Annotated in this window: 18 protein-coding genes; 3 read left to right on the forward strand and 15 right to left on the reverse strand. The window is 59.9% G+C overall.

Annotation, left to right across the window (positions count from 1 at the left end; translation table 11 throughout):
• On the forward strand, nt 1–938 hold a 938-nt coding region (locus JNM42_RS19300), incomplete at its 5' end, for a diguanylate cyclase (RefSeq protein WP_294274237.1).
• Nucleotides 939–1,208: 270 nt separating this feature from the next.
• Here JNM42_RS19300 and JNM42_RS19305 read toward each other — a convergent pair.
• The 8 genes from JNM42_RS19305 to JNM42_RS19340 all read right to left on the reverse strand — a co-directional run bounded on the left by JNM42_RS19305 (nt 1,209) and on the right by JNM42_RS19340 (nt 13,929).
• Complete coding sequence (locus JNM42_RS19305; RefSeq protein ID WP_294274240.1) at nt 1,209–5,141, reverse strand: PAS domain S-box protein; 3,933 nt, start codon at nt 5,139–5,141, stop codon at nt 1,209–1,211.
• The gene (locus tag JNM42_RS19310; protein ID WP_294274243.1) at nt 5,138–6,241 is read right to left on the reverse strand and encodes an ABC transporter substrate-binding protein; all 1,104 of its coding nucleotides are present in this window, start codon (nt 6,239–6,241) and stop codon (nt 5,138–5,140) included. Before JNM42_RS19310 ends, JNM42_RS19305 begins: the two co-directional genes overlap by 4 nt.
• Nucleotides 6,238–8,463 carry an EAL domain-containing protein gene (locus tag JNM42_RS19315; RefSeq protein ID WP_294274246.1) on the reverse strand — a complete coding sequence of 742 codons (2,226 nt, stop codon included), beginning with the start codon at nt 8,461–8,463 and terminating at the stop codon, nt 6,238–6,240. Before JNM42_RS19315 ends, JNM42_RS19310 begins: the two co-directional genes overlap by 4 nt.
• A gap of 197 nt (nt 8,464–8,660) precedes the next feature.
• Nucleotides 8,661–9,182, reverse strand: a complete 522-nt coding sequence (locus tag JNM42_RS19320) for a gamma carbonic anhydrase family protein (RefSeq protein ID WP_294274248.1) — start codon at nt 9,180–9,182, stop codon at nt 8,661–8,663.
• A gap of 133 nt (nt 9,183–9,315) precedes the next feature.
• On the reverse strand, nt 9,316–10,536 hold the full coding sequence (locus tag JNM42_RS19325) for an ABC transporter permease (RefSeq protein WP_294274250.1): 1,221 nt from the start codon (nt 10,534–10,536) through the stop codon (nt 9,316–9,318).
• Entirely contained in the window at nt 10,530–11,240 is a 711-nt protein-coding gene (locus JNM42_RS19330) for an ABC transporter ATP-binding protein (protein ID WP_294274253.1), read from the reverse strand. Before JNM42_RS19330 ends, JNM42_RS19325 begins: the two co-directional genes overlap by 7 nt.
• Nucleotides 11,240–12,457 carry an efflux RND transporter periplasmic adaptor subunit gene (locus JNM42_RS19335; protein ID WP_294274256.1) on the reverse strand — a complete coding sequence of 406 codons (1,218 nt, stop codon included), beginning with the start codon at nt 12,455–12,457 and terminating at the stop codon, nt 11,240–11,242. Before JNM42_RS19335 ends, JNM42_RS19330 begins: the two co-directional genes overlap by 1 nt.
• Entirely contained in the window at nt 12,454–13,929 is a 1,476-nt protein-coding gene (locus JNM42_RS19340; RefSeq protein ID WP_294274259.1) for a TolC family protein, read from the reverse strand. The genes JNM42_RS19335 and JNM42_RS19340 overlap by 4 nt, the downstream gene beginning before the upstream one ends.
• Before the next feature lie 97 nt (nt 13,930–14,026).
• On the opposite strand from JNM42_RS19340, the gene JNM42_RS19345 reads away from it, so the two are divergent.
• The gene (locus tag JNM42_RS19345; RefSeq protein WP_294274264.1) at nt 14,027–14,572 is read left to right on the forward strand and encodes a YaeQ family protein; all 546 of its coding nucleotides are present in this window, start codon (nt 14,027–14,029) and stop codon (nt 14,570–14,572) included.
• A gap of 18 nt (nt 14,573–14,590) precedes the next feature.
• Here the strand turns inward: JNM42_RS19345 and JNM42_RS19350 are convergent, their stop codons facing one another.
• The 7 genes from JNM42_RS19350 to JNM42_RS19380 form a co-directional block, all read right to left on the reverse strand.
• Entirely contained in the window at nt 14,591–15,127 is a 537-nt protein-coding gene (locus tag JNM42_RS19350) for a DUF3617 family protein (protein WP_294274266.1), read from the reverse strand.
• Nucleotides 15,128–15,406: 279 nt separating this feature from the next.
• Nucleotides 15,407–16,705: an FAD/NAD(P)-binding oxidoreductase gene (locus JNM42_RS19355; protein ID WP_294274268.1), complete on the reverse strand. Its 1,299-nt coding sequence runs from the start codon at nt 16,703–16,705 to the stop codon at nt 15,407–15,409.
• A gap of 18 nt (nt 16,706–16,723) precedes the next feature.
• Nucleotides 16,724–17,047 carry a c-type cytochrome gene (locus JNM42_RS19360; RefSeq protein WP_294274271.1) on the reverse strand — a complete coding sequence of 108 codons (324 nt, stop codon included), beginning with the start codon at nt 17,045–17,047 and terminating at the stop codon, nt 16,724–16,726.
• Between the two features lie 39 nt (nt 17,048–17,086).
• Entirely contained in the window at nt 17,087–18,187 is a 1,101-nt protein-coding gene (locus JNM42_RS19365) for a PEP-CTERM sorting domain-containing protein (protein WP_294274274.1), read from the reverse strand.
• Nucleotides 18,188–18,285: 98 nt separating this feature from the next.
• Nucleotides 18,286–19,668 (reverse strand): sensor histidine kinase, encoded by a 1,383-nt coding sequence (locus JNM42_RS19370; RefSeq protein WP_294274277.1) that lies wholly within the window; start codon nt 19,666–19,668, stop codon nt 18,286–18,288.
• On the reverse strand, nt 19,668–20,330 hold the full coding sequence (locus JNM42_RS19375; protein WP_294274280.1) for a response regulator transcription factor: 663 nt from the start codon (nt 20,328–20,330) through the stop codon (nt 19,668–19,670). Before JNM42_RS19375 ends, JNM42_RS19370 begins: the two co-directional genes overlap by 1 nt.
• A gap of 125 nt (nt 20,331–20,455) precedes the next feature.
• A complete protein-coding gene (locus JNM42_RS19380; protein WP_294274282.1) occupies nt 20,456–20,581 on the reverse strand; it encodes a hypothetical protein in 126 nt (41 codons plus the stop codon).
• 554 nt (nt 20,582–21,135) lie between these two features.
• Here JNM42_RS19380 and JNM42_RS19385 point away from each other — a divergent pair.
• Nucleotides 21,136–22,305: a hypothetical protein gene (locus tag JNM42_RS19385; RefSeq protein ID WP_294274285.1), complete on the forward strand. Its 1,170-nt coding sequence runs from the start codon at nt 21,136–21,138 to the stop codon at nt 22,303–22,305.
• The last annotated feature ends 213 nt before the right edge of the window (nt 22,306–22,518 follow it).

Raw genomic sequence — 22,518 nt, forward strand, 5'->3', positions numbered from 1 at the left:
TCATGACGGAAGCCATACTGCGCGAAGTCCTCGGCTGCACGGTCTACACTGCGGAGAATGGCCAGGAGGCCCTGGCGCTGGCCCTGGAGGCGATGCCCCAGATCGTCATTACCGACTGGCTGATGCCGGTCATGGACGGTCTGGAACTGTGCCGCGCCCTGCGCGCCACCGACTGGGGTCAGTCCATGTACGTCATCATGCTGACGGGGGTCGAGACCGAGGAGCAAATCGTCGAGGCCTTCGAGGCCGGGACGGATGATTACCTGATCAAGCCAGTCACCATCCGCGCCCTGGGTGCCCGCATGCGGGCGGCGCTGCATTACGTCAAGCTGCTCGAGACCTGGGAAAACGACCGCGCGCAACTCAAGCAGTTCGCGGCGGAACTGGCCATCAGCAATCAGCGGCTTGGCAATGCCGCAATGACCGATGTGTTAACGGGTCTGCCCAATCGCCGGGCAGGGATCGAGGCACTGGACATCAACTGGAGTGCCTCCAGGCGCACCGGTCAGCCCGTGGCGGCTCTGATGATCGATATCGATTTCTTCAAGTCCATCAACGACCGGCACGGCCACGCCGTCGGTGATCGGGTATTGCAGGAGGTGGCCAAGGCGCTGCAAATCGCGGCCCGCAAGGACGACAGCGTCAGCCGCATCGGTGGTGAGGAGTTTCTGATGGTCTGTCACGACACGGGAAGCAGAGCGGCCCTGCTGGCCGCCGAGCGTTTGCGCAAGATGGTCAAGGCCCTGACCATAAGCATCGCCGGAGCGGACATCCAGACCTCGGTCAGCATCGGCGTCGCCATCCGGAAGAGCGGCATGGAGGAGGCAAGTAACATGATGCGAGCCGCAGACAAGGCGCTCTACGCGGCCAAGAATTGCGGTCGGGATCGGGTCTGCCTGTTTGCCAATGGCATGACCCTTAGCGGCGGAAAGCAATGAGGTGACTCTGCAACGATCGACAAATGCGCCATTGACGCACCCCTTCGGTATTTGTCGATCGACAACGCGGGACTCAGAGGCTGTGAATTAATGGATAAACACCACCCAAGCCGTGGCCCGAGGCCAGGCTTCGCGCTCATTCCGGCGCAAGCCGGAATCCAGTACCTTCCTCTGATATCCATTAAAACAATCAGATAAACGAGCTGGACCCCGGCTTGCGCCGGGGTGACGAGCGTGAAAATCGGGCAGTAATGATTTTTTCAAAGACTCTCAGCGATCAGGGGCGGTGCGGGGCAGGGTGATCGTGAAGCCGACGCCGTTCTCGGGTGGCTTATAGACCTGGATAGCGCCGCCCAGAGAACCCGTGACCAGGTTATAGACAATATAGAGCCCCAGGCCACTGCCGCCTTTGCCCAGCCGGGTCGTAAAAAACGGGTCGAAGATGCGTTTCAGTATCGTTTCCGGGATACCTACCCCATTGTCCGTGAAGTCGATCTCGACGTGGGTGGTTCCGAGCGGCGTGGCGCGGATACGGATCACCCCTTCGGCGATGCCTTCGAAGCCGTGGGTCAAGGAATTGCCGATCAGGTTGGCGATGACCTGTTCGAGCGGACCGGGGTAGCTGTCCAGTTCCAGATCGGGGGGGATCTCCAACTCGATCCGGTGGGCGGTGCGCTTGAACTGGGGGCGCAGGGTGAGCAGCACTTCCTCGATAGTCTGGCGCAGGTCGAACGAGCGGCGGCGCGTACTGGTCTGATCGACGGCCACCTGCTTGAAGTGACTGATCAAATCGGCGGCACGGGCGGTGTTGCGCTCCAGCAGGTCGACCGCCTCGCGACCCCGGTTCAGGAAGGTACTCACCTGGGAGCGGTGCAGGGCGCCCGATTCGACGGCTGCGGCAAATTCATGCAGATGCTCGCCCAGGCTGCTGGCGACCACCCGGGTGTTACCCAGCGGGGTGTTGAGTTCGTGGGCGACCCCGGCGACCAGGCTGCCCAGTGCAGCCAGCTTTTCCGATTGCACCAGTTGGGCCATGGCCTGGCGCAATTCGGTGGTCCGCTCGGCGACCAGTTCTTCCAGATGTTCGCGGTGCTGCAGCAATTCAGCTTCCGCTCGCTTGCGCTCGCTGATATCGCGGGCAGCCGCATAAACAAGATTGCCCATTGGATAGGATTTCCACTCGATCCAACAATAGGAGCCGTCCTTGCGGCGATACCGATTCACGAAGTTCAAAACGACTTTCTGCGTGCTTAATTGGCCAAGGGCCGCCAGCGTACTGGCCTGATCATCGGGATGCACCAGATCGAGGAAGCGTTCATTTTTAAGCTCCGACAACGAATAACCGAGCACAACCTCCCACTGGGGATTCAACTGGTGGAAATTGCCCTCTGTGTCAGCGATGCACAAAAGATCAAGCGCCACTGTGAAGAAGCGGTCGAGTTCCTCGGTTTTCTCTTTGAGCGCCATCTCGGCCCGTTCATGTTCGGTCCGGGTGCGCAGCACGGCGACGCCGAACGCCAGGTCACTGGCCAGCTCGCTCAACAAGTCGATTTCCTCGGCGTCGAACGCATCCGGCGCCGACGAGAAAATGCCCAAGGCTCCGAAGATCCGGTCGCCGGCCTTCAACGGCAGGGCGCACACGGCCGCGTAGCCACGCTTGGCTGCCTCCGCGCGCCAAGGCGCGGACCGCGAATCGCCAGCGATGTTCTGGACGAGGCCGGGGCGCCCCGAGCTAATCGCGGTGCCCATGGGACCCAGACCGCGTTCGTCGTCCGCCCAGGTGATATTCTGGTTTTGCAGATAGCCCTCCTCGAATCCGGCGTGCGCCATCGGACGTATCGTTTTGGGCTCATCCTGTTCCGCGTAACCCACCCAGGCCATGCGGTAACCACCTGCTCGCACGGTGATCGTGCAGATCGTGGTCAGCAATTCAATTTCGTTGGTGATGCGAACCAACGCCTGGTTGCAGTCGCTCAGCATCCGAAGCTGTCGGTTGCTGCGGCGGAGCGCTTCTTCCGCCTGCTTGCGCTCGGTGATGTCTTGGTACGTGCCCAGTATGCCGAAGACGACTCCATCCGCATCCCGCAGCGGAACCTTTGAGGTTTGTAGCCAAATGTGGCGCCCGTCGGGGGTCGCCTGGGGTTCTTCGTAGTTGATCTTTGATTTGCCGGATTCCAGTACCTGTCTGTCGTCATTTCGATAAAGGTCGGCCTGTTCCCGCCAACCCATCTGGTAATCGTCTCGACCCACCATCAAGTTGCTCGAATCGACACCGGCATCGTGCGCAAACGATTGATTACAGCCAAGATACCTCGATTCGAGGTCTTTCCAGAACACGCGCGCGGGAATGTTGTCGAGGACGGTTTGCAGAAGATTCCGGGATTGACGCAACGCTTCTTCCGCCCGTTTGCGCTCGGTGATGTCGATCACGATGCCCTGGTAGTGCGTGATCTCCCCTCGCGAGTTTCGCTCGACGACAGTCCGGTCATCGACCCAGCGCACGCTTCCATCCTTGGCGACGATTCGATATTCCTGCTGGAATTGGTCGATACCCCTCTCGGAATACGCCTGCATCTCCTGGCCGATTCGCTCCAAATCCTCGGGGTATACCAGCGAAGCAAAGCGAAACGATATATCGAGCAGTTCGTCGGGAGAATAGCCGAGCTGTTTGACATTGTGGGAGACGAATGCCACCGGCCAGCCTTCCTCGGCTTTCCAGCGGAACAGCATCGCGGGACTGTTTTCCACGACCAGGTTCGCTTGCCGTAGATCCTCTTCTGCCCGCCTGAGTTCGGTGATGTCTCTGGCTATCGTGATCGTATGCGGGCGTCCGCTGATGACCACAGAGCGGGCCGTGATGGCGGCGAGAACTTCGCTGCCGTCGTGGCGTCGAAGCCATCCTTCGGTTTCGCCGAAACCATCCCGCTGCAGGGTCTCGAAAAGGCGTCTGCGGATGTCGGGATTCTGCCAAAGGCCTATCTCGAGGGCGGTTTTTCCGAGCATTTCTTCCGGTGGGTAGCCGAGCAGTTCGATCAGCGCCTGGTTGACCCGCACGAACACATGGCCCGCCTCGGGGTCGAGCAGGCTGATACCGACCGGCGAGGCGTCGAAGATCGTTTTGAATTCCTGTTCCCGGGCGTGAACAGCGGCTGCCATGCTTTCGAGGTCGGCCGAAAGCTGGTTCAGTTCGAGCGTCCGGCTGCGCGGCCACGTACCGACGGTTTCGCCGGCTGCAATCCGGCGCGCACGTTCGGTAATCGCGTTGATTGGCCGCGCGAGATAGCTTGCCCAGAGCGGCGAGAGCAGCATGCCGAGGACGATCGAGCCAAGCAGTGCGGCGATTCCCAGGTCGAGCGTCGAGGCGATACGCGGGTTTTTCAGCCCGCTCGGGGAGCGGACGACAAAGGCCCAGTCGAGTAGTTGCGAGTGCGCTATCGCAAAATCGTAGCGTTTGCCTTCGAAGACCAGCCTTTGGATAGTGTCCGATGGCGGCTGCGAATCGATCGGCGACGATGTGCCGAGCGGCAGGTTGGAGAGGTTGACCACACCGACTCGCGCCGGGTCTTCGCTGTCGACCAGAAGGTCGCCACGCTGGTCGATGATCCAGATGGGTTCTTTGCGTCGATCCCTGGACTGGCTGAGGAGTATGAAGATTTCGGCGAGCGGCACTTCGCCGACGATCACGGTGTCCCCGGACGGAACGGCAACGGCGACGGTATTGTTGCCGGCGACCGGCGAAAGATGCTTGTCGCTCCAGGTCGGGGCACCAGCCTCCTTGACGCGTCGGAAGAGCAGGTGCCCCGATAGATTGCTGCCGATCAGTTCGGCGCGCCGAGCGCTACCGATGCTTTCGCCGACGGCAGCGCGCAGTACCGTGCCATCGGCGCCGATCTGGTAGATGGCATTGAACGCGCTTCTGCCGCTGACCGCACGCTCGAGAACCGACTGCAGTCCGATGTACGGGGCGACGAACAGGGTCGAACCAATCATTTCGATCTGCGTCTGCAGGCTGCCGAGCAGCGCTTCGGTACCGCCCGCCAGTTCGTCGCTCTCGGTTTGCAGTTGCGATCGCGTTTCCGCGTCGATCTGAGGCAGGCGCACGAGCATCAGGATGGTGCCGACGGCAATGAAGGTGAGCGACGAGATGATCGCCAGCAGCCCGATCAGCGCAGTTCGAAGGCGCCAGCGTCGGGGCACGTTCATCGGTCGGGTACGAAGCGTCCGTTGCGGACAACCATGAAATGGGGGGTTCGCGTCACGTCGCCGTTGGCGTCGAAGCTGATCTGCTGCTGCAGGCCCTGGTAGGGACCGAAGCTGAGCAGGGCTTCCTTGATCGTCATGCTTTCCGGGCGACGGACCAGGGCGTCGAGGAGGATTTGCGCGGCCTCGTAGCCAAGGACGCTGCTCAAGACCGGTAACTTTCCGAAACGCTTGAGGTAGGCGTCGCGAAACGCGAGATAGCCGGGTGAGTTGTTGTCCTGATCAAAAATCTGCACGAGGAACAGTCCCTCGACGGCCTTGCCGCCGAGCTCGATGAGCTGGCTGGTTGCAGCCCAGTCGGCCGCTATCATGGCGATTCCCGGGCGCACCTTGAACGCCTGCTGGGCAAGGCGCGGAACGTCGACGGCGTTGCCAATGAACAGAAGGCCGTCCGGACGGGATGCCAGCATCGTATCGATGATCTCGGTGTAATTGTCGCTACCCGAGTCGAAGTAGGGCGAGGTAAGGATGCTGCCGCCCAGTGCTTCGAACGCCGCGCTGAATTCCTTCAGCCAGCTCTCCGCGTATGTCCGGTTGTTTTCGTTGGCGGCAACGCTGAGTCGCCTGAGCCCCTTGGCGTGATAGTGTTGGGCGTAGTTGACGGCACTGTCGCGGGTCGTCCAGTTCAGACGGAAGAGCAGATCGTTCTGGCCGTAGAACGGCATGGAGGAGACTGTCGGCGATATCAGTACGATGCCGGACTTTTCGGTGACGCTCTGGATCGGGGTGGCCATGGCGCTGGTGATCGGGCCGATGATTGCCTCGACCTTCGCAGCAACCAGTTCTCTTGCTGCGCTTGCTGCCGTTTCGGGGCTGGGGCCGGTGTCGCGGACGAGGACATCGACGCGCCTGCCCTTGAGTTTTCCGCTCGCCTGGGCCGCATCGATGGACATCAATGCGCCGTTACGTGCGGCTTCGGCCAGTTCTGGCGAGCGCCCGCTCAATTCGCCGATGATGCCGATGCGCAAGGGTTCCGGATCGCCGCAGCCGGCAAGTGCGAGCATGAACAGCGCACCGGCGAGCGCAACGACTTTACGGATCATCCGGGTTTTCCCTGGCGCTGCTTGAACCAATCGATGAATTCACGTTCGATCATCGGACGTGCGAAGAGGTAGCCCTGGGCTTCGTGGCAGCCGATCTCAACGACCCTGTCTCTCAGGGCCGGGCTCTCGACCCCTTCGGCGATTATCTTCAGGCCCATTTCCTTCCCCAGGACGACGATGGTTCGCGCAATCCGTTTGCCTTGATCAAATTCAAGGGCAAGCACGAAGCTGCGGTCGATCTTCAGGCGGTCGATCGGCAAGCGCTCAAGATAGGATAACGAGGAATAACCGGTGCCGAAATCGTCGAGTGCCACGGTGACACCAAGCTGGCGCAAGGCGGCGAACTGGGCGATGACGGCATCGAGGCCAGCAATTGCAACCGACTCGGTGATTTCTATTTCGAGGGCAGCGGCGGGGGTTGCAGTTTCGCGCAGCATTTCGATGACCATGCTGGAAAAGTCGGGGCGACGGACCTGTACCGGCGAGACATTGACGGCCATGCGCAAATCGGAACCTGTGGCGGCACTCAGGCGGTGCCGTGCCAGCAGTGCTTCACGCAGCAGCCAGCGCCCCATTTCGACGATCAGGCCGCTTTTTTCGGCAATCGGGATGAAGCTTGACGGTGGAATCATCGTTCCGTCGGCGGTTCGCCAGCGCAGCAGAGCTTCGGCGCCGACCAGGCGCTCGTCGACGAGATCGATCTGAGGTTGGTAGGCGAGGAAAAACTGCCCGGATTCGTAGCCGCTACGCAGGCTGTGAAGCAGTCGAGCCCTGGATCGCACGTCCGCCGCAAGATCGTTCGAGTAAAACATCGTTTGCGCAAGGCCGGCGTCTTTCGCGCGCTTCATGGCCAGATATCCATCCTTAAGATATTCGGCTCCCGGTTCGAAACCGCGGTCAAGCGCGACCAGGCCGGTACAGGCCGAAATCGGTTGCCGGATTCCCATCACCTCGAAGGGTTCGCTGAAGCAGCGCTGGATTGATTCGGGGTTGATCGCGTCACGGTTTCCGACGACGGCAAAGGCGTCGCCGGCGAGGCGGGCGACGAAGTTCCCGGGGCCGAAGAATTTGCGCAGGTGCAGGGCCGTGGTTCGCAGCAGGAGGTCCCCGTAATGATGCCCCAGAATATCGTTGGTCGCGGCAAACTGATCGAGGTCGATGATGGCGAGAACGCCCTCGCCGTGCGGATCGGTGTGAATGCGCTGGTTCAGGTCAAGCAGCAAAGCGGTTCGATTGGGCATGCCGAGTTGCCGGTCGACGAACGCGTCGCGGCGCAATTCTGCGACGAGATCGACGTTTTTTGCGCACAGGGCGATGTTGCTGCAAAAGACTTCGACCAGGTCTCGATCGATGTCGGGGATCGGTTGCGTGGCGTCGATCAAGGCAGCGAAGCCTTCTTCACCGGATTTCGGAAAATAGAACGTTGCGCTGAATCGTCCGATGCTGCTTTTCCTGTCGCGCAGAGCCGTGGTCAGCGCCACCGCGATACGCTCGTCGTCGATCTCGGAAAGGCGACGCTGAATGAAACGCGCGAAGCGGCCGACGGCGGCGATGATGCGTGGCTCGCTCGCCTCCGAATCGATCTCAGGAGAGCCCGACACGGCACAAACGACACCATCGGAATCGACGCCGATGAGCGCTGAAATCTGCGTCAGCAAACCTTCCGCGAAGGCTCGTAGACCGGGCATGGCATTGAGCTTATTGCTGGCATTGACGATCAACTCCAGGCCGTGCCGACTGCGTTCGAGACGCCGCAGTTGATCGTAGGATCGGATCGCCGTGGTCAGGCTTGTGAAGAGGCGGGTCTGGGTGAGTTCGCTCTTGGTTTTGTAATCGTTGATGTCGTAGAGTGTGATTGTTTCCGCTTCCGGCGCGTGGCCTGGCTGCCCAGTTCTGAGGATGATCCGCGTACTGGCAAGCCTCTGTTCCTGACGGACCGATTTGACGAGTTGCAGCCCGGCATCCTCGCTTTCCATCACGACATCAAGCAGGATCACGGCAATGTTCGGTACCTCGTCGAGAATCCTCTTCGCTTCGTCTGCGGAGTGTGCGTGCAGGAGTTCAAGCGGACGCGAGAGGACGCGGACCGATCCGAGTGAGAAGCGTGTCACTTCATGCACATCGGCGTCGTCGTCAACCACGAGAACGCGCCAAGGCACCTGCATGGGGGAGGTGAGGTCAATAGGCTCGTCCTTCAGGACAAGCAGTTCATCGGTGTTCAAAAATCCTCCCTGAGCATCTGCGCTGCTCGTCTTATGTCATCACCGAGGGTCATGGCGGCAGGTGTCATTCCCGATGATGGAATGCTTCACGCAACTGATAAGCGTGTCACATCAAGGTGATACTAATGTGAGCCGGTGCAGAATTCAAGAAAAAAGCGCTGGGAAAGAGGGGTGCGGGATATAAATTCGCCGATGAATCAAATCATGACCAAACCGAGCCGATAACGCTGCCAGTTCTGCACATAACGTTGCGCACTGCCGGGCAGGTGGGCGACTTCCTCGTCACTCAGTTCGCGGATGACCTTGCCCGGCGAGCCGACGATCAGCACGCGCTCCGGGAAGACCTTGCCTTCGGGGATCAGCGTGTTGGCGCCGACCAGCGAGTTGTTGCCGATCACCGCGTTGTTGAGCACGATCGAACCGATGCCGATCAGCGCACCGTCACCGATCGTGCAACCGTGCAGCATGACCATGTGGCCGACGGTGACATCGCGGCCAATGGTCAGATGGATGCCGGGGTCGGTATGCAACACCGATCCGTCCTGAATATTGGTGTTCTCGCCAATGCTGATCAGATCGGTGTCGCCACGCAGCGTGGCGTTCCACCAGATCGAGACGTTTCTGGCCAGACGAACCTGACCGATGACCGTCGCATTGGGGGCGATCCAGCATTCCGGGTCGATTTGCGGGGTGTGTGTTCCAAGGCTGTAGATGGGCATGATGTTTATTGGATATGAATTAATGAATCAAAAAAAAGTTTAACCACGGAGAGCACGGAGAAAGGCAAGAATCCTGTCCTTGAAAAGTCATCTCCCTGGCACTTCGCGGTGCTCTTTGTCTGATGGTGCTTTGTTACTGGTAGCGCAGTGCTTCGATCGGGTCGAGTGCGGCGGCCTTGCGCGCGGGGTAGAAACCGAAGAATACGCCAACTCCGGCGGCAACGGCAAAGGCGACGATTACCGCTCCGCCTGATATGACGATCACCATGTCGGTGATGGCGTTGATGAGCAGGGCGCCGCCGATGCCGAGAAGCAGGCCGATCAGGCAACCGGCGATTGAAATCATGATGGCTTCGAGCAGGAACTGGGTCAGGATGTCCTTCTGGCGCGCGCCGATGGCCATGCGGATGCCGATTTCGCGCGTCCGTTCGGTGACCGATACGAGCATGATGTTCATGATGCCGATGCCGCCAACAAGTAGCGATACCGAGGCAATGGCACCGAGCAGCAGCGACATGACACGGGTGGTCTCGGCGGCCGAATCGGCGGCGGCGGCGAGGTTGCGGATGTAGAAATCGTTGTCCATGTCCTCGCGCAGGCGGTGCCGCTGGCGGAGCAGGGCGGTGACCGACTTCTCGACGGCGGGCATGGCTTCCGCCGAGCTGGCCTGCAATATGATGGTGCGCACCGAGCCGGCAAAAGGGACGCCGAACACCTTGCGCTGCGCGGTGGTCAGCGGAATGATCACGGTGTCATCCTGGTCGCGGCCGTCGAGGTTCTGTCCCTTGGCAGCGAGGGTACCAATGATGACAAAGGGCGTCTGGCGGATGCGGATCGTTTTGCCGATCGGATCTTCCCGGTCAAAGAGGTTTTCGGCGGCGGTCTTGCCGATCAGCGCCACCCGTGATGCCGAACGCACGTCGGATTCGCCGAAAGCGTAACCGCTGGTCAGCGTCCAGGCACGGGCATCCAGGTAGGACGGCGTGGTGCCGACGACGGTCGTGCTCCAGTTTTTTGCGCCATAAACGAGTTGCTGCGTTCCCTGATGCACCGGTGCGACGTGTGTGATGTCATCCAGCTCGGAAATCGCCTCGGCATCGGCGACATTGAGCGTCGGTCCGAAACCGCTGCCGGTGCGCACGCCGGACGTGCTGGTCGATCCGGAAATAAGGATGTACAGGTTGCTACCCATGGTGCTGATCGTCTGCGCCACGGCGTATTGCGCGCCCTGGCCGATGGCCAGCATGAGCACCACCGAACCGACGCCAATGACCATGCCGAGCATGGTCAGCGCGGTGCGCATGCGGTTGCAGCCCATGGCGTGCCAGGCTTCGCCGAGCATGGCGCTCAGCATGGCTGGCGCTCGCTGACCGGCGTCGCCGTGTCGCTGACGATGAAGCCGTCAAGAAAGCGCACCTGGCGTCTGGCGTGGGCGGCGATGTCGGCCTCGTGGGTGACCAGGACGATGGTGATGCCTTCTGCGTTGAGCTGTTCGAAAAGCGCCATGATCTCTTCGCTGGTGTGGCTGTCAAGGTTGCCGGTTGGCTCGTCGGCGAGAATCAGGCGCGGTGAATTGATCAGCGCGCGGGCTATCGCCACACGCTGTTGCTGGCCGCCAGAGATGCGCGCGGGGAGCGATTGGGCGTAGCCGTCGAGGCCGACCCGGGCGAGCATCTGGCGTCCCTTCCCGCGCCGCGCTTCGCGCCCGATACCCGAATAGACGAGCGGCAGCGCGACGTTGTCTTCCAGAGTCATGCGCGGCAGCAGGTTGAAACCCTGAAAGACGAAGCCGATGGTGCGGTTGCGCAGGATGGCCAGCTCGTCGCCGGGCATGTGCGCGACATTGCGCTCGACCAGGAAGTAGTCGCCGGTGCTCGGTGTATCGAGGCAGCCAAGCAGATTCATGAACGTCGATTTGCCGGAACCTGAAGGCCCCATGATGGCGACGAATTCACCCCGCTGGATCGTCAGGTCGACACCCTTGAGCGCCGGAAACAATCCGGCGGCGGTGAGGTAGGACTTGCCCAGCCCGGCCACGCGGATGACCGCCTCGGACATCAGAACAGCCTCATGCCGACGCTGCTCGGCTTGCCGCCGGGGCTGGCGGAGTTCTCGCCGACAATGACCTTGTCGCCCGGTTTCAGATCGCCACCGACGACCTCCGTGTTGCGGTTGTCGGTAATGCCCAACTGAATACTGACCGGTTTCACCTCGCCACCCTCAACGACATACACCGTGCCGCTGGCGGTGTCGCGTTTTCGCCCCTTGACCTCGCCGGGGCGTTTTTGTTCTCCCGCAGAGGGGCCGCCTGGAGCGGGTCTGTCGGATGGCTTGTCTGCTTTTTCGCTGGCATCGGCGGGCTTGAAGCGCAATGCGGCATTGGGCACCATCAGGATATCGTTGCGCGTGGCGACGACGATGCTGACGTAGGCGGTCATTCCCGGCAGCAGAATCTGCTCCGGATTTTGCAGCGAGACGCGAACGTTGTAAGTGACGACGTTCTGCTGTGTCGTCGGGTTCAGGCGAATCTGCTGTACTTCGCCGGTAAAGTTGCGGTTGGGGAAGGCGTCGACGGTAAAGCGGACCTTCTGGCCTTCCTTGATCTTGCCGATGTCGGCTTCAGCAAAGCTCGAATCAATGCGCATTTCGGAGAGATCCTGGGCGATCTTGATCAGCGTCGGCGTTTGCAGGCTGGCCGCCACGGTCTGACCGAGATCGACCACCCGATCGACGACGATCCCGGAAACCGGTGAGCGAATGGTTGTGTAGTTGAGGTTGACCTGATCCTTGTCGGCGGCCGCCTGCGCCTGTGCAAGCTGGGCTTCGGCCGAGCGGCGCGTCTGGATGGCCTGCTCGAGCTCCTGCCGTGAAACATACTCCTCGGCGAACAGCGACTTCATGCGCGTTTCGTTGGCGCGGGCCAGATCCAGCGTCGCGGCGATGTTGCCGATGTTGGCGGCCGATTGCCGGGCCTGGGCGGCGAGCAGCGAACGATCAAGTTCAAGCAGCGGCTGGCCCTTCTCGACCTTGTCGTTGAAGTCGACATAGAGCCTGGTGACGGTGCCGGAAACCTGCGTTCCCACATTCACCAGAACGACCGGGTTGAGTGTACCGTTGGCCGAGACGGTTTGCACGAGATCACCCTTTTCGACGGCTTGCAGCTTGTAGCGCTGTTCGGGGGCCTGCGCCGCACTGCCGAGATACCAGTATAAGCCGGCGCCAACCAGGGCCAAGGCGATCAGGGCGAAGAGGGTGTTCTTGAGCATTGGATTCATGGGGTTTTCGCACCTTGATTTTTACCTGCATCAGGGTCGAGCAGGCTGCTGTCGAGTACGCCAACGGCCTTGGCCAGCGTGGCGCGCGAGACGTACCAGTCGAGCAGCGCCTGGATGCGTTGCAGGCGGGCGGACGCCAGCGCGCTCTGGGCATTGAGTACATCGAGAATGCTGCCGACGCCGGCCTTGTAGCGGCCAAGCGCGACGCGTTCCGATTGTTCGGCGCTGGCCAGCAGATCGATTGTCGTCCTGATCGTCTGGGTGGCCGTGATCAGGCTCTGGTAGGCATTCCAGACATCGAGTGCAACCTGCAGGTTGAGGTTGTCGCGCTGTGCTTCGCTCACTTCGGCATTGGCCTGGGCCGAGCGCACCTGGTAGGTGGTCGAAAAGCCGGAAAACAGGGGTAGCGTCAGAGTCAGACCGATCGAACTGCTGTTGCTGGTGATGTTGCCGGTATCCAGCCATGTCGGCCCGGCGCCCACTGAAAGCGTCGGCAGGCCGGAGGCGAGGGTGTAATCGACGTTCGCTTGCGCGGCTTTGACTCGCGCTTCGGCGGCCATCAGGTCGGGGCGGCGCTGACGCGCTTCAACGATCAGGGCGTCGATGTCGCGTTCAAACGAAGCCTCGGGATTGCCTGCGGGAATGTCGACGAGCTTGAGCGGCTGATTGGCGTCCAGCCCCATCACATTGGCCAGCGTGCCGAACGCGATCTTGAGCACACCCTCGGTCCTGATGCGGTTGAGCGTGGCTTGCGACCAGGCCGTCTGCGCCAGCAGCCGGTCGGCCGGTGTGCCGCTGCCGACCTTGTAGCGAACTTCGGCGGCGGTCAAGCTTTCGCGACTGGCTTTTTCCGATTCCAGCGCAGCGATCAAGGCGGCACGCGCGGCCTGGGCGTTGTAGTAGGACTGGAGCGCGCTGAGGAAGACGTTTTGTACGGTCGAATCGAGCGTCGAAGTCGCCGCACTGAGAAACTGGCGGGCGATTTCAAGGTTGGCCGAGCGGGCGCCAAAGTCGTAAATCAGCCAGGAGAGGGTCAGCGAGGCGCTGCGCTGATTGGCGTTCTGCGAATCGATGCGATAGCGGCTGACGCTGGCCTTGCCGTCAAGACTAGGCAGGTAATCGGATTGTGCGACACCGACCTGAGCGGCCTGCGCGCGGGCATTGGCCCACGCCTCGCGGGTTTTCGGGTTCTGGCACAGCGCCAGGTCGACGACTTCGATCACGCTGTAACTTGCTCCAGCCGGCAGCGGTTTGCACGTCACAAAGCGGCCGTCAACAGATGGATAGAGCAGGGGGCGTGGCGGCGTGATCGCCTGGGTGTCGAATGGATCAAGCGTGCCAAAGGCCATCGCGTCAGGCGCCAGCGTGCCGGCGAGAATGGCTGCAATCAGTAATGGGAAACGCAAATGCATTGGCTTGTTGAATCGGATCGGCGCCCGGGTCGGGTTTTCCGCTAGTATAGCGGCCTTCATTCTTTCCCACGTGACGTCAGCGTGACGAGCTGTGAGCAAATGTTAGCGGCAGCGCCTGCGAGTTGCAGGATACCGGGCAGATTCCAGGCAGATTCCCATGGCACTCAAGGCAACAATATTCAAGGTCGATCTGGCGCTCGCCGATCTGGATCGCAACGTTTTCGAGAACTTTTCGCTGACGCTCGCGCGGCATCCTTCCGAAAACGACACTCGCATGATGGTCCGTCTGCTCGCGTTCATGCGTTATGCGGAGCATTCGCTGGACTTTGGCAGAGGGCTGTCGAGCGATGAGGAGCCCGACCTCTGGCGCAAGGATCTGACCGGGGTGATCGATCTGTGGATCCAGGTCGGTCAGCCCGACGAGCGCTGGTTGCGCAAGGCTTCGGGCCGGTCCGGGCGGGTGGTGGTGTTTTCCTACGGTGGCCGGGTGGCGGAAATGTGGTGGGAACAGAATCGCGCTACGCTTGAAAAACTGCCGAACCTGGCGGTATTCAGGCTGTCGGCGGAAAGCACGCAGGCGCTGGCGGCATTGGCCAGCCGCAACATGAGCCTGCAGTGCATGATCCAGGACGGCGAGATGCTGATAACGGGTGAGGGTGAGCCGGTTCGCATTGAGCCGGCACTTGTCTTCGGCAGCCCCTGAATATCCCGCTACACGGGTTTATCGTTGTTGCTGCTGATGCTGTTTCATCATCTCGTTGATGTTCACGCCACCCATGTTCGGCATGATGACATCGCCGGGCTTCTGCCCTGGCTTGCATGGACCGAGCCAGCGCGCGTCCAGTGCCATGTTCGATTCGCTCATGCCGTGCATGGGCGGGCTGAATTGCGTCTTCATGGTTCCCTTGTAACTGGAATCAAACGCGCCTTCAAAGACGCCGTCAGTGGTTGCCGTTGAACCTTCCATCTTGCATACGGAATGAATGATCACTTTGCTGCCTGAGGTTTTGACATCCATGACGCTGCAATCCTGCTTGCTGTCCTTGGCTTTCTGCTGCATGAGGTTGTCGGTGTTCTGGTCGATGCACTGTTGCATCGGGCCCATGCCAGGAGAACCGTTGTGGCGCATATTGATTTCCCACAGACCGGATTTGCGCTTGGGCATGTCGCCGCCCAGAGCTGCCCCCGCCAGACTGGTGCTGGCGAGAGCGAAAACGAACAGAGAGAACGTGCTGCGGATGGGGTGACGGTAATTCATGGTTGCTCCTTGGGTAGAGAATGCGTGATGGTTCGAGTGGAATAGTAAACCGAAAATTCATTTCCCGAACAGTCTGCCGAGAGAATCAACCAACCCCCTGGACATCAGTTGTCGCAGTGGCGCCTGGTTACATTCCGAATACATATTTTCAGGGGTCGTCCGCAGGGCTCAGGGGACGGGCTCATCAATCGGCGATGATCCCGTCGTTTACAAAAAAAAGGCGCCGCAAGGCGCCCGATGCGGGGCTGAATGTATTCAGCCAGCTAAAGTTGCCTCACTTCAAACGAAGCTGTCGGCGAACAAGCTGTCGGCCCAGGTGAACATCTCTTGGTAGCTGTCGTTGTTCACACGCTGCCCAGGCGCCTCGCCGATATCTAGGCGATGCATGCCCTTTCCTTTGACTTTGCCATTGGCATCGTAAATGTCGCCGTAGATGAAGTTGGCAGAAAGCCACGACGCGGTGCGCGCAGTAATCGGGCTGTAGCAGGCCGAACTTGTCGCGATGTTTTGGTCCGCGGCCTCACCGTTCAGAGCCCGCAGAATAGCGTCGGCACAAACCTTGGCTTCGGAGTTGGCCATGTGACCGGACTTCGGCACCGCCTTGCCGTCGCTGGCTGGCACGGCGCAGGAATCGCCGATGACGTGGATGGTGGAAATCGCCGTCGCGTAGGTGAGCGGGTTGACAGGAACGAATCCTGTCGAATTCACGCCCAGCAACGCAGCGATTGCGCCTGCCTTCTGGTTGGGGATGTAGTTGAGCACCGTCGCGTTGTTGATGGTTCCGGCTGAGGTGACGATACTACGGGACGCCGAGTCGATGGACTGCACCTGTGCGTTGGGAAAATACTGGATAACGCCGCGGTGTGTATCCGAGAAGGCCCTGCCGAAGGCTTCCGGCTCGGCCTGGATGGAGGGGTTGGCGTCGAGCACGATGACTTTGGCTCCGGTCCGGCGCTTGGCCTTGAGGTAGTCGGCAACCACGCAAGCTCTCTCGTAGGGTCCGGGCGGACAGCGATAGGGCGACTTCGGCACGGTCATCACGAAGCGATCGCCGTTGCGCATCGCGGCAATCTGATTCTTCAGGCGCGTGGTCTGTTCACCGGCTTGCCACGCGTGCGGCGTCAGATTAGGGTCCCAGAGCCCAGGGGCAGGTGCGAAATCGATGCCGGGCGCCAGCACGAGATGGTCATAGTCGAGCGACTCCTGGCCGGTAGGGGTCTGCACGGTGAGCCGCTTGCCCGGCGGATCGATTGCGATTGCTCGCCCCTGCATCAGCGAAACACCATGATTGGTCTGCAATGCGCTGTAGCCGAGCGTAATGCGACTCATCGACAGCGCGCTGGTGAGCACGAGATTGGACAGGATGCAGGCGATATGGGTCGGGTTCGGTTCGACCAGCGTCACCTGGACGTCGCCGCCCCAGAGGCGAAGGTACTTGGCGACGGTGGCACCGCCGAAGCCGCCGCCGACAACGACCACGCGACCGTAGGTGTTGGCGCTGGCTGCGCGGGGAAGCGCGGCGCATGCGGTCGCGGCACCGGCCGCCTGGAGGAATTGCCTTCTGTTGAAGTTGCTCATGTGTATTCTCCTGGCCGATCAGTCGGCATTGCCCGACGGGGTGACGGTGGACAGATAGTCGGCGATCAGCCGCAACTGTTGGTCTGTGTAGCCTCGCGCCTGGCGGTCCATGATGCCTTCGACGGGTCGCAGCTTCATTTCGCGCAGGTCGCCGTACAGGTCGTTCGCGGATTTGCCCGCAAGTTCCTCGAAACCCGGTCCCTGGCCATTGGTGCCATGGCACTGTGCGCATTGCGAGGCGAGCATACGGCCCGGCGGAACCTGGGCAACGGCGGGCGTCGAGCCCAGGACGGTGCCGATCGAGAGAGCGATGAGCGAAATTGTCTTGCTTGGAAATGGCATGCTGTAGTCTCCGTAAATAAGGTGGGTTCGGTTATGACTCTATAGTAGCCGTGGATTATTGCGGCGGCGCGCAATCGTGATGACAAGGCCGAGGCCGGCAAGCATCATGGCATAGGTTTCGGGCTCGGGAATCGGCGCAGCGAGCTCGTTGGCGTTGAAGCCGCCGACCTGCTGACCGACATAAACCAAGTCATGCCGGCCGTCTGCCAATATGACGTAAGCGATGTTTTTGAGGTCCACATGAGGGAACTCATTGGCTACGGGGTCCACCAGACCTTCGCCATCGAACTGACCCTGGTACTTGTAGAACTTCATGTCGATGACAACTGACGGATCACCGTTCGGCTTGATCTCCTTCGACAGCTCATTGACCCTACCGATCTGAAGCTGATACCACTCCGTCTCGGACTCCGGCTTGTTGTTCAGGTCGGCAATCTGTTGGTGAGCTCCCTGATGGTTGCCAATCAGCAGATCGCCCAAGTTGACGTTTTCGGGCAGCGTGGTCAGCGTAAGTTTGACCCAAAAGGCATTCGCCTCAGGAGCGGGCAGCTGGACAACGGGCGCCTGGATCACCGCCTGCACCGCTGGGGGCGGCAACCCCGGCTGTTGGTTAATGGGCACAAAACTCACCGATGGGACGCTGACGGCCTGGTTGCCGGTGTCAGTGATCCAGCTGTACTTGATTGCAGCCGGGTTGCCATAAGTGCTGACGCCAAAATGATCGCAGGGGTTGCTCTTCCATCCGGCATTCGCGCCGGGCCAGCAACTCTCCCCGGTCGTGGCAAACGGTGCAGCCAAGCTATTGGCCGGGGTGAAGATGCTGCCGCCGATCGTTCCACCGTATATGATTTTTACGCCATAGCCGGGCACGTCGGTGATGGTCGGCTTGCCGAAGCGGACTACGGCGCCGGGGTCCGGCGAGATGAACGAGAAGACCCGGTCATAGCCGAAGACGCTGGTGATCTTCGTGTGGTCGAACAATGGATCCTCGATATCGATCTCAAACCCGTAGGCAGGTTTGCCGGTGTCGTTGACGGTGTCGAAATTGCCGAGCGAGCCGAAGACGGCGGCGGAGGCAGTCGCTGGTGTCAATGCCAATGAAACGGCGACTGTGAGGATTGAAAGCGCGATTCTATACATGGTTTAAGCTCCGAAGGGTTGTTGGAACACAGACGCCATCGGAGGCTATCAGGTCATCCTTAACTCAGCCTTAATTCCGGCTGTCGGTGTTTTGCCGTTCAGGAAGCAAGCGGGAGCTTTTCTTGGTCAGGCGCTCGCCAGCCAAGGCCCCCTACGGTGGGGATCGAGACCGAAACGAGCATGCCGCCAAGACGGCTGGAGCGGCCAAGAGACAGTTCGCCACCGTAGCTGGAGACGATGTCGCGGACGATGGCCAGGCCGAGCCCGTGACCGGCCCTCGCCTCGTCAAGGCGCACCCCGCGTTCGGCGATCCGCTCCAGATCCTGATCCGCACATCCCGGACCGTCGTCCTCGATGGTGAGTAGGAATCCGTCCGTTGCGTCGACGCCGATACTCACGCCGACTTGGCGGCTCGCCCATTTGCAGGCGTTGTCGAGCAGGTTTCCAGCAAGCTCGATGAGGTCTTCGCGGTCGCCGCGAAATCTTGCGGCGGGTGAAATCGTGGTGGCAATGTCGAGATCACGCTCGTAGTGGAGCTTTCGCATGGTGAGGACAAGCAAGTCAATTTCGGCCAGCAGATCGACTGCCGGACTGCTGCTTTGGTCTGCGACACGGGCGCGGCGCAGCTCGCGATCGATGCTGCCGCCCAGAGCTCGTAGCTGCTCCTGGATTTGCGTGTGCAGCGCGGGGTCGGCACGGATCGATTCGTGATCGGACATCTGGGTGAGCAGCGTCAGCGGCGTCTTGAGCGCGTGCGACAGATTGCCGAGCGACTCGCGCGAGCGTCGCAGGCGTTCGCCGAGGACGGCCAGCAGGTGATTGACATTGCGGATCAGGGGCAGGACTTCGCTCGGGACGCTATCGCCGAGTTGGGTGATTTCCCCGTGTTCCAGGCGCGCGACATCGGCTTGCGCACGGCGTAGCGGAGCCAGGGCACGGCGGACGATCCAGACCTGAAGCGCGAGCAGGACGGCGAACATGGTCAGCGTCAATAGCGTGTATCGCACCAGAAAGGCATCGATCCGCTCGCGGATCGGCAGCATGTCGGCGGCAACGGCGATCGTGAACTGGCGAGCGTTGCGCTCGACACCAATGGCGCTGACCAGCAACTGCTGCCGGTCGGGCCCGGCCCTGCGACTGGTCTCGGTGCGGCCGGGTGCAGTGGCGCCGATTTCGATGTTAAAGTTGCCAAGGGAAGGCGAACGTATCGTGTCAACGTCATCGGCGGTGATCTGAAAATAGTGGCCGGAGCCCGGTTGCAGGTAGACGGGATCAAAGTGCGAAATACCGACCACGGATTCGCCGCCGGTATTGACCGCAAGCGCCGTCGACAACTCCTCGGCATCCTGGCGTAGATCTGCCGCAACATAGTCTTCCATCATGGCTTCGATGGCGACGCGGCCGGCCGACCACTGCACCGCGAAGACGGCACCCAGGCTAAGGGTAAGTCCGATCGTCAGTGCTTTCAGGATCGACGTCATCAATCCGTCTCGCCAAACACATAACCCTGCCCGCGACGGGTGCTGATGCGATGCTTGCCGATCTTGTTGCGTAGGTGATTGACATGGACTTCGATGACATTGCTGTCCTTGTCTGAATCGTTGGCGTAGATATGGTCGCCGAGTTCGGTCTTGGAAAGTACCTTGCCGGGGTGCAGCATCATGTAGCGCAGCAAGCGGAATTCGACGCCGCTGAGCGCGCACGGGACACCATCGTGGATTACCGTCTGGTGGTCCTCATCAAGGCTCAGTCCGTATCCGCTCAGGATCGGCAATGCGTGTCCATGGCTGCGGCGGATCAGTGCGTGGAGGCGGGCCAGCAATTCCTCGAAGTGGAAGGGTTTAGCCATATAGTCGTCAGCGCCGGCACGGAATCCTTCGACTTTCTCGTGCCACGCATCGCGGCCGGTAAGAATCAGTACCGGCATCAGCTTGCGTCGCTTTCGCCAGTTCTTCAGCACTTCCAGTCCGGGGCGTTGGGGCAGGCCGAGATCGAGGATGACACAATCGTAATCTTCCTCGTTGCCAAGGTGCTCGGCATCGACGCCATTTCCGGCCAGATCGACGGCGAAACCACACCGCAAAAGATCCTTGCGGAGCCGGACAGCCAGTTGATTGTTGTCTTCAGCCAGCAATACGCGCATGATGATTCCCGGTGTTTGATGCGAAACTCATGCATTGATATTTACCACTGGTAGCCCGTAAGGGCAAGACTACGTAATTCCAGACTACGTAATTCCAGATCAACCCAGCGCAGGTGAGTGAATATTTACAACTCCCTGGTTGCCGACTCGATGTTGCCGGCGATGTCGATTTTCTCATCCTGCCGGATGCCCTTGAGAATACCATCAAGCTTGATCCGACTCTGGCCTTTGAGGTTGGTAATGCCGATCACTTCAACTTCAAATCCGCGACATTATCTTTCGTGACACGATGCGACGTCGCCCGCGCATTGATGAATGGCATGGTGTGGTCTTGAGCCGTGGTGACGAGTTCGAACCCGTTGACCATCAGGGCATCGTCGCTATTGCGTAGCGGGATCTGATTAACTAGGCGGCAGGTCTCGGTGAACTGTTTTTTTCCGGTTCGTCGGGGCTGCACGACGCGCGTTACCTTGACTAAAAATTCTGGCCCGCCTGGATTGAGGTAAGAACGGCAATAACAACTTCAAGGCAGTTTGAACCTGTGCTCGCCAGTGCCTCCCCGGTCATCATCACGATGGTCCTGGTTCGCTGTCAATGTTGACCATCGCCTTTGTGTTGGCATGAGCGTAGTATGATTAATACAATACTTTGAATGGTGGGAGGTGCAATGCTGAAAAGGGTACGTTCGCTTGCACGAAAATATGTGCATCAAGTCATCAGAAAGCTGATCTCCTGGCTGCCGCGCAAGCAACGGTTTGAGGTTTTTCGCTCATTTGCAGACTGCAACCCTGCACCGAGTCAGCGCTTGATACTGAAAATTGCCGAAACTCAGGAGGAACTCGAAGCCTGTTTCGCGGTTTTGCACGATGCCTACGTCGATAGCGGCTTCATGAAGCCCGATCCCTCGGGAATGCGCGTGACCATCTATCACGCCCTGCCGACCACGACCACGCTTTGCGCCAAGTACGATGGCCAAGTGGTCGGAACCATCTCGCTGATTCGTGAAAGCGCGCTGGGTGTTCCGCTGCAGACCATCTTCGATCTAAGCCCCTTACGTGAAAAGGAAGGCTATATCGCCGAAGTCTCGGCGCTCGCCATCCATCGCAAGTTCCGGAAAACAGGCGGTACCATCCTGTTCCCGTTAATGAAGTTCATGTACGAGTACTGCACGACCTTTTTCGATACCCGGCATCTGGTCATTGCCGTCAATCCCAGCCATATTGAGATGTACGAGTCGCTGCTTTTTTTCCAGCGACTTACGGCAACCATGGTTGAGAGTTACGATTTTGTGAATGGCGCGCCGGCGATTGGCGCAACACTGGATCTCAAGGAAGCGCCTGAGGTTTTCAAGAAGCAATATGCATCCAAGCCGCCGCACCGCAATCTATACGCCTATTTTCTGACGGTCAAAATGCCCAACATCCAATTTCCGAACCGCCGCTTTTTCACGACCAACGATCCGGTGCTGACGCCCGAGCTGCTCAATCACTTTTTCAATGTGCGCACCAAAACTTTCGAGAATCTGAGCGAGCGCCAGAAAGCTCTGCTCCATTCGATCTACGATCTGCCTGATTATTGGTCGGTTCTCCCCGCCCTTTCGGACAATCGGGAGGATATTCCGATCCGCCGACACCAGCGCTTCTCAGTAAAGTGCCCGGCAAAAATTACTGTTCTTGCCGCCGATGGCCCGCAGGAAATCCTGATCGAGGTCATCGAAGTATCACGCCGTGGTTTTCAGGCACGTGCGCACGACCTGTTGCCGCTCAATACCTGGTGCGACATGACCGTCCAACTGGGGAAAGCCGATATTTCTCATTTCCGTGCCCTGGCACTGCGCGAGAATAATAATGGTTTCCTGGGCTATTACGGATTTCGTCTCGGCGAGCCCGATACCATCTGGGAAAAATTCGTTTCGGCACTGTATCGGAGCACGACCTATACCGATCTGGAAAGTGCTACACGCTTCCTGAGCTAATTGCCTAATGCTGATTCAAACGCCTCGCGCAATCGGGCTCCGATAAAATACCCATGCCAACCCTCTATGCGTAAGCTCGCACTCCTAATCAATTCAATGCCACTCATCGTGTCGTTTCCGGTGCGCTCCTTCCTGCTTTGAACTATCTCAGACTTGTCTAACTGCGGCGGCCCTAGTCAGAAATTCGGGAAATGTTTTTGTAGCCGTTCCTAA

It is taken from the genome of Propionivibrio sp. (assembly GCF_016790145.1).
Classification (GTDB): Bacteria; Pseudomonadota; Gammaproteobacteria; order Burkholderiales; family Rhodocyclaceae; genus Propionivibrio.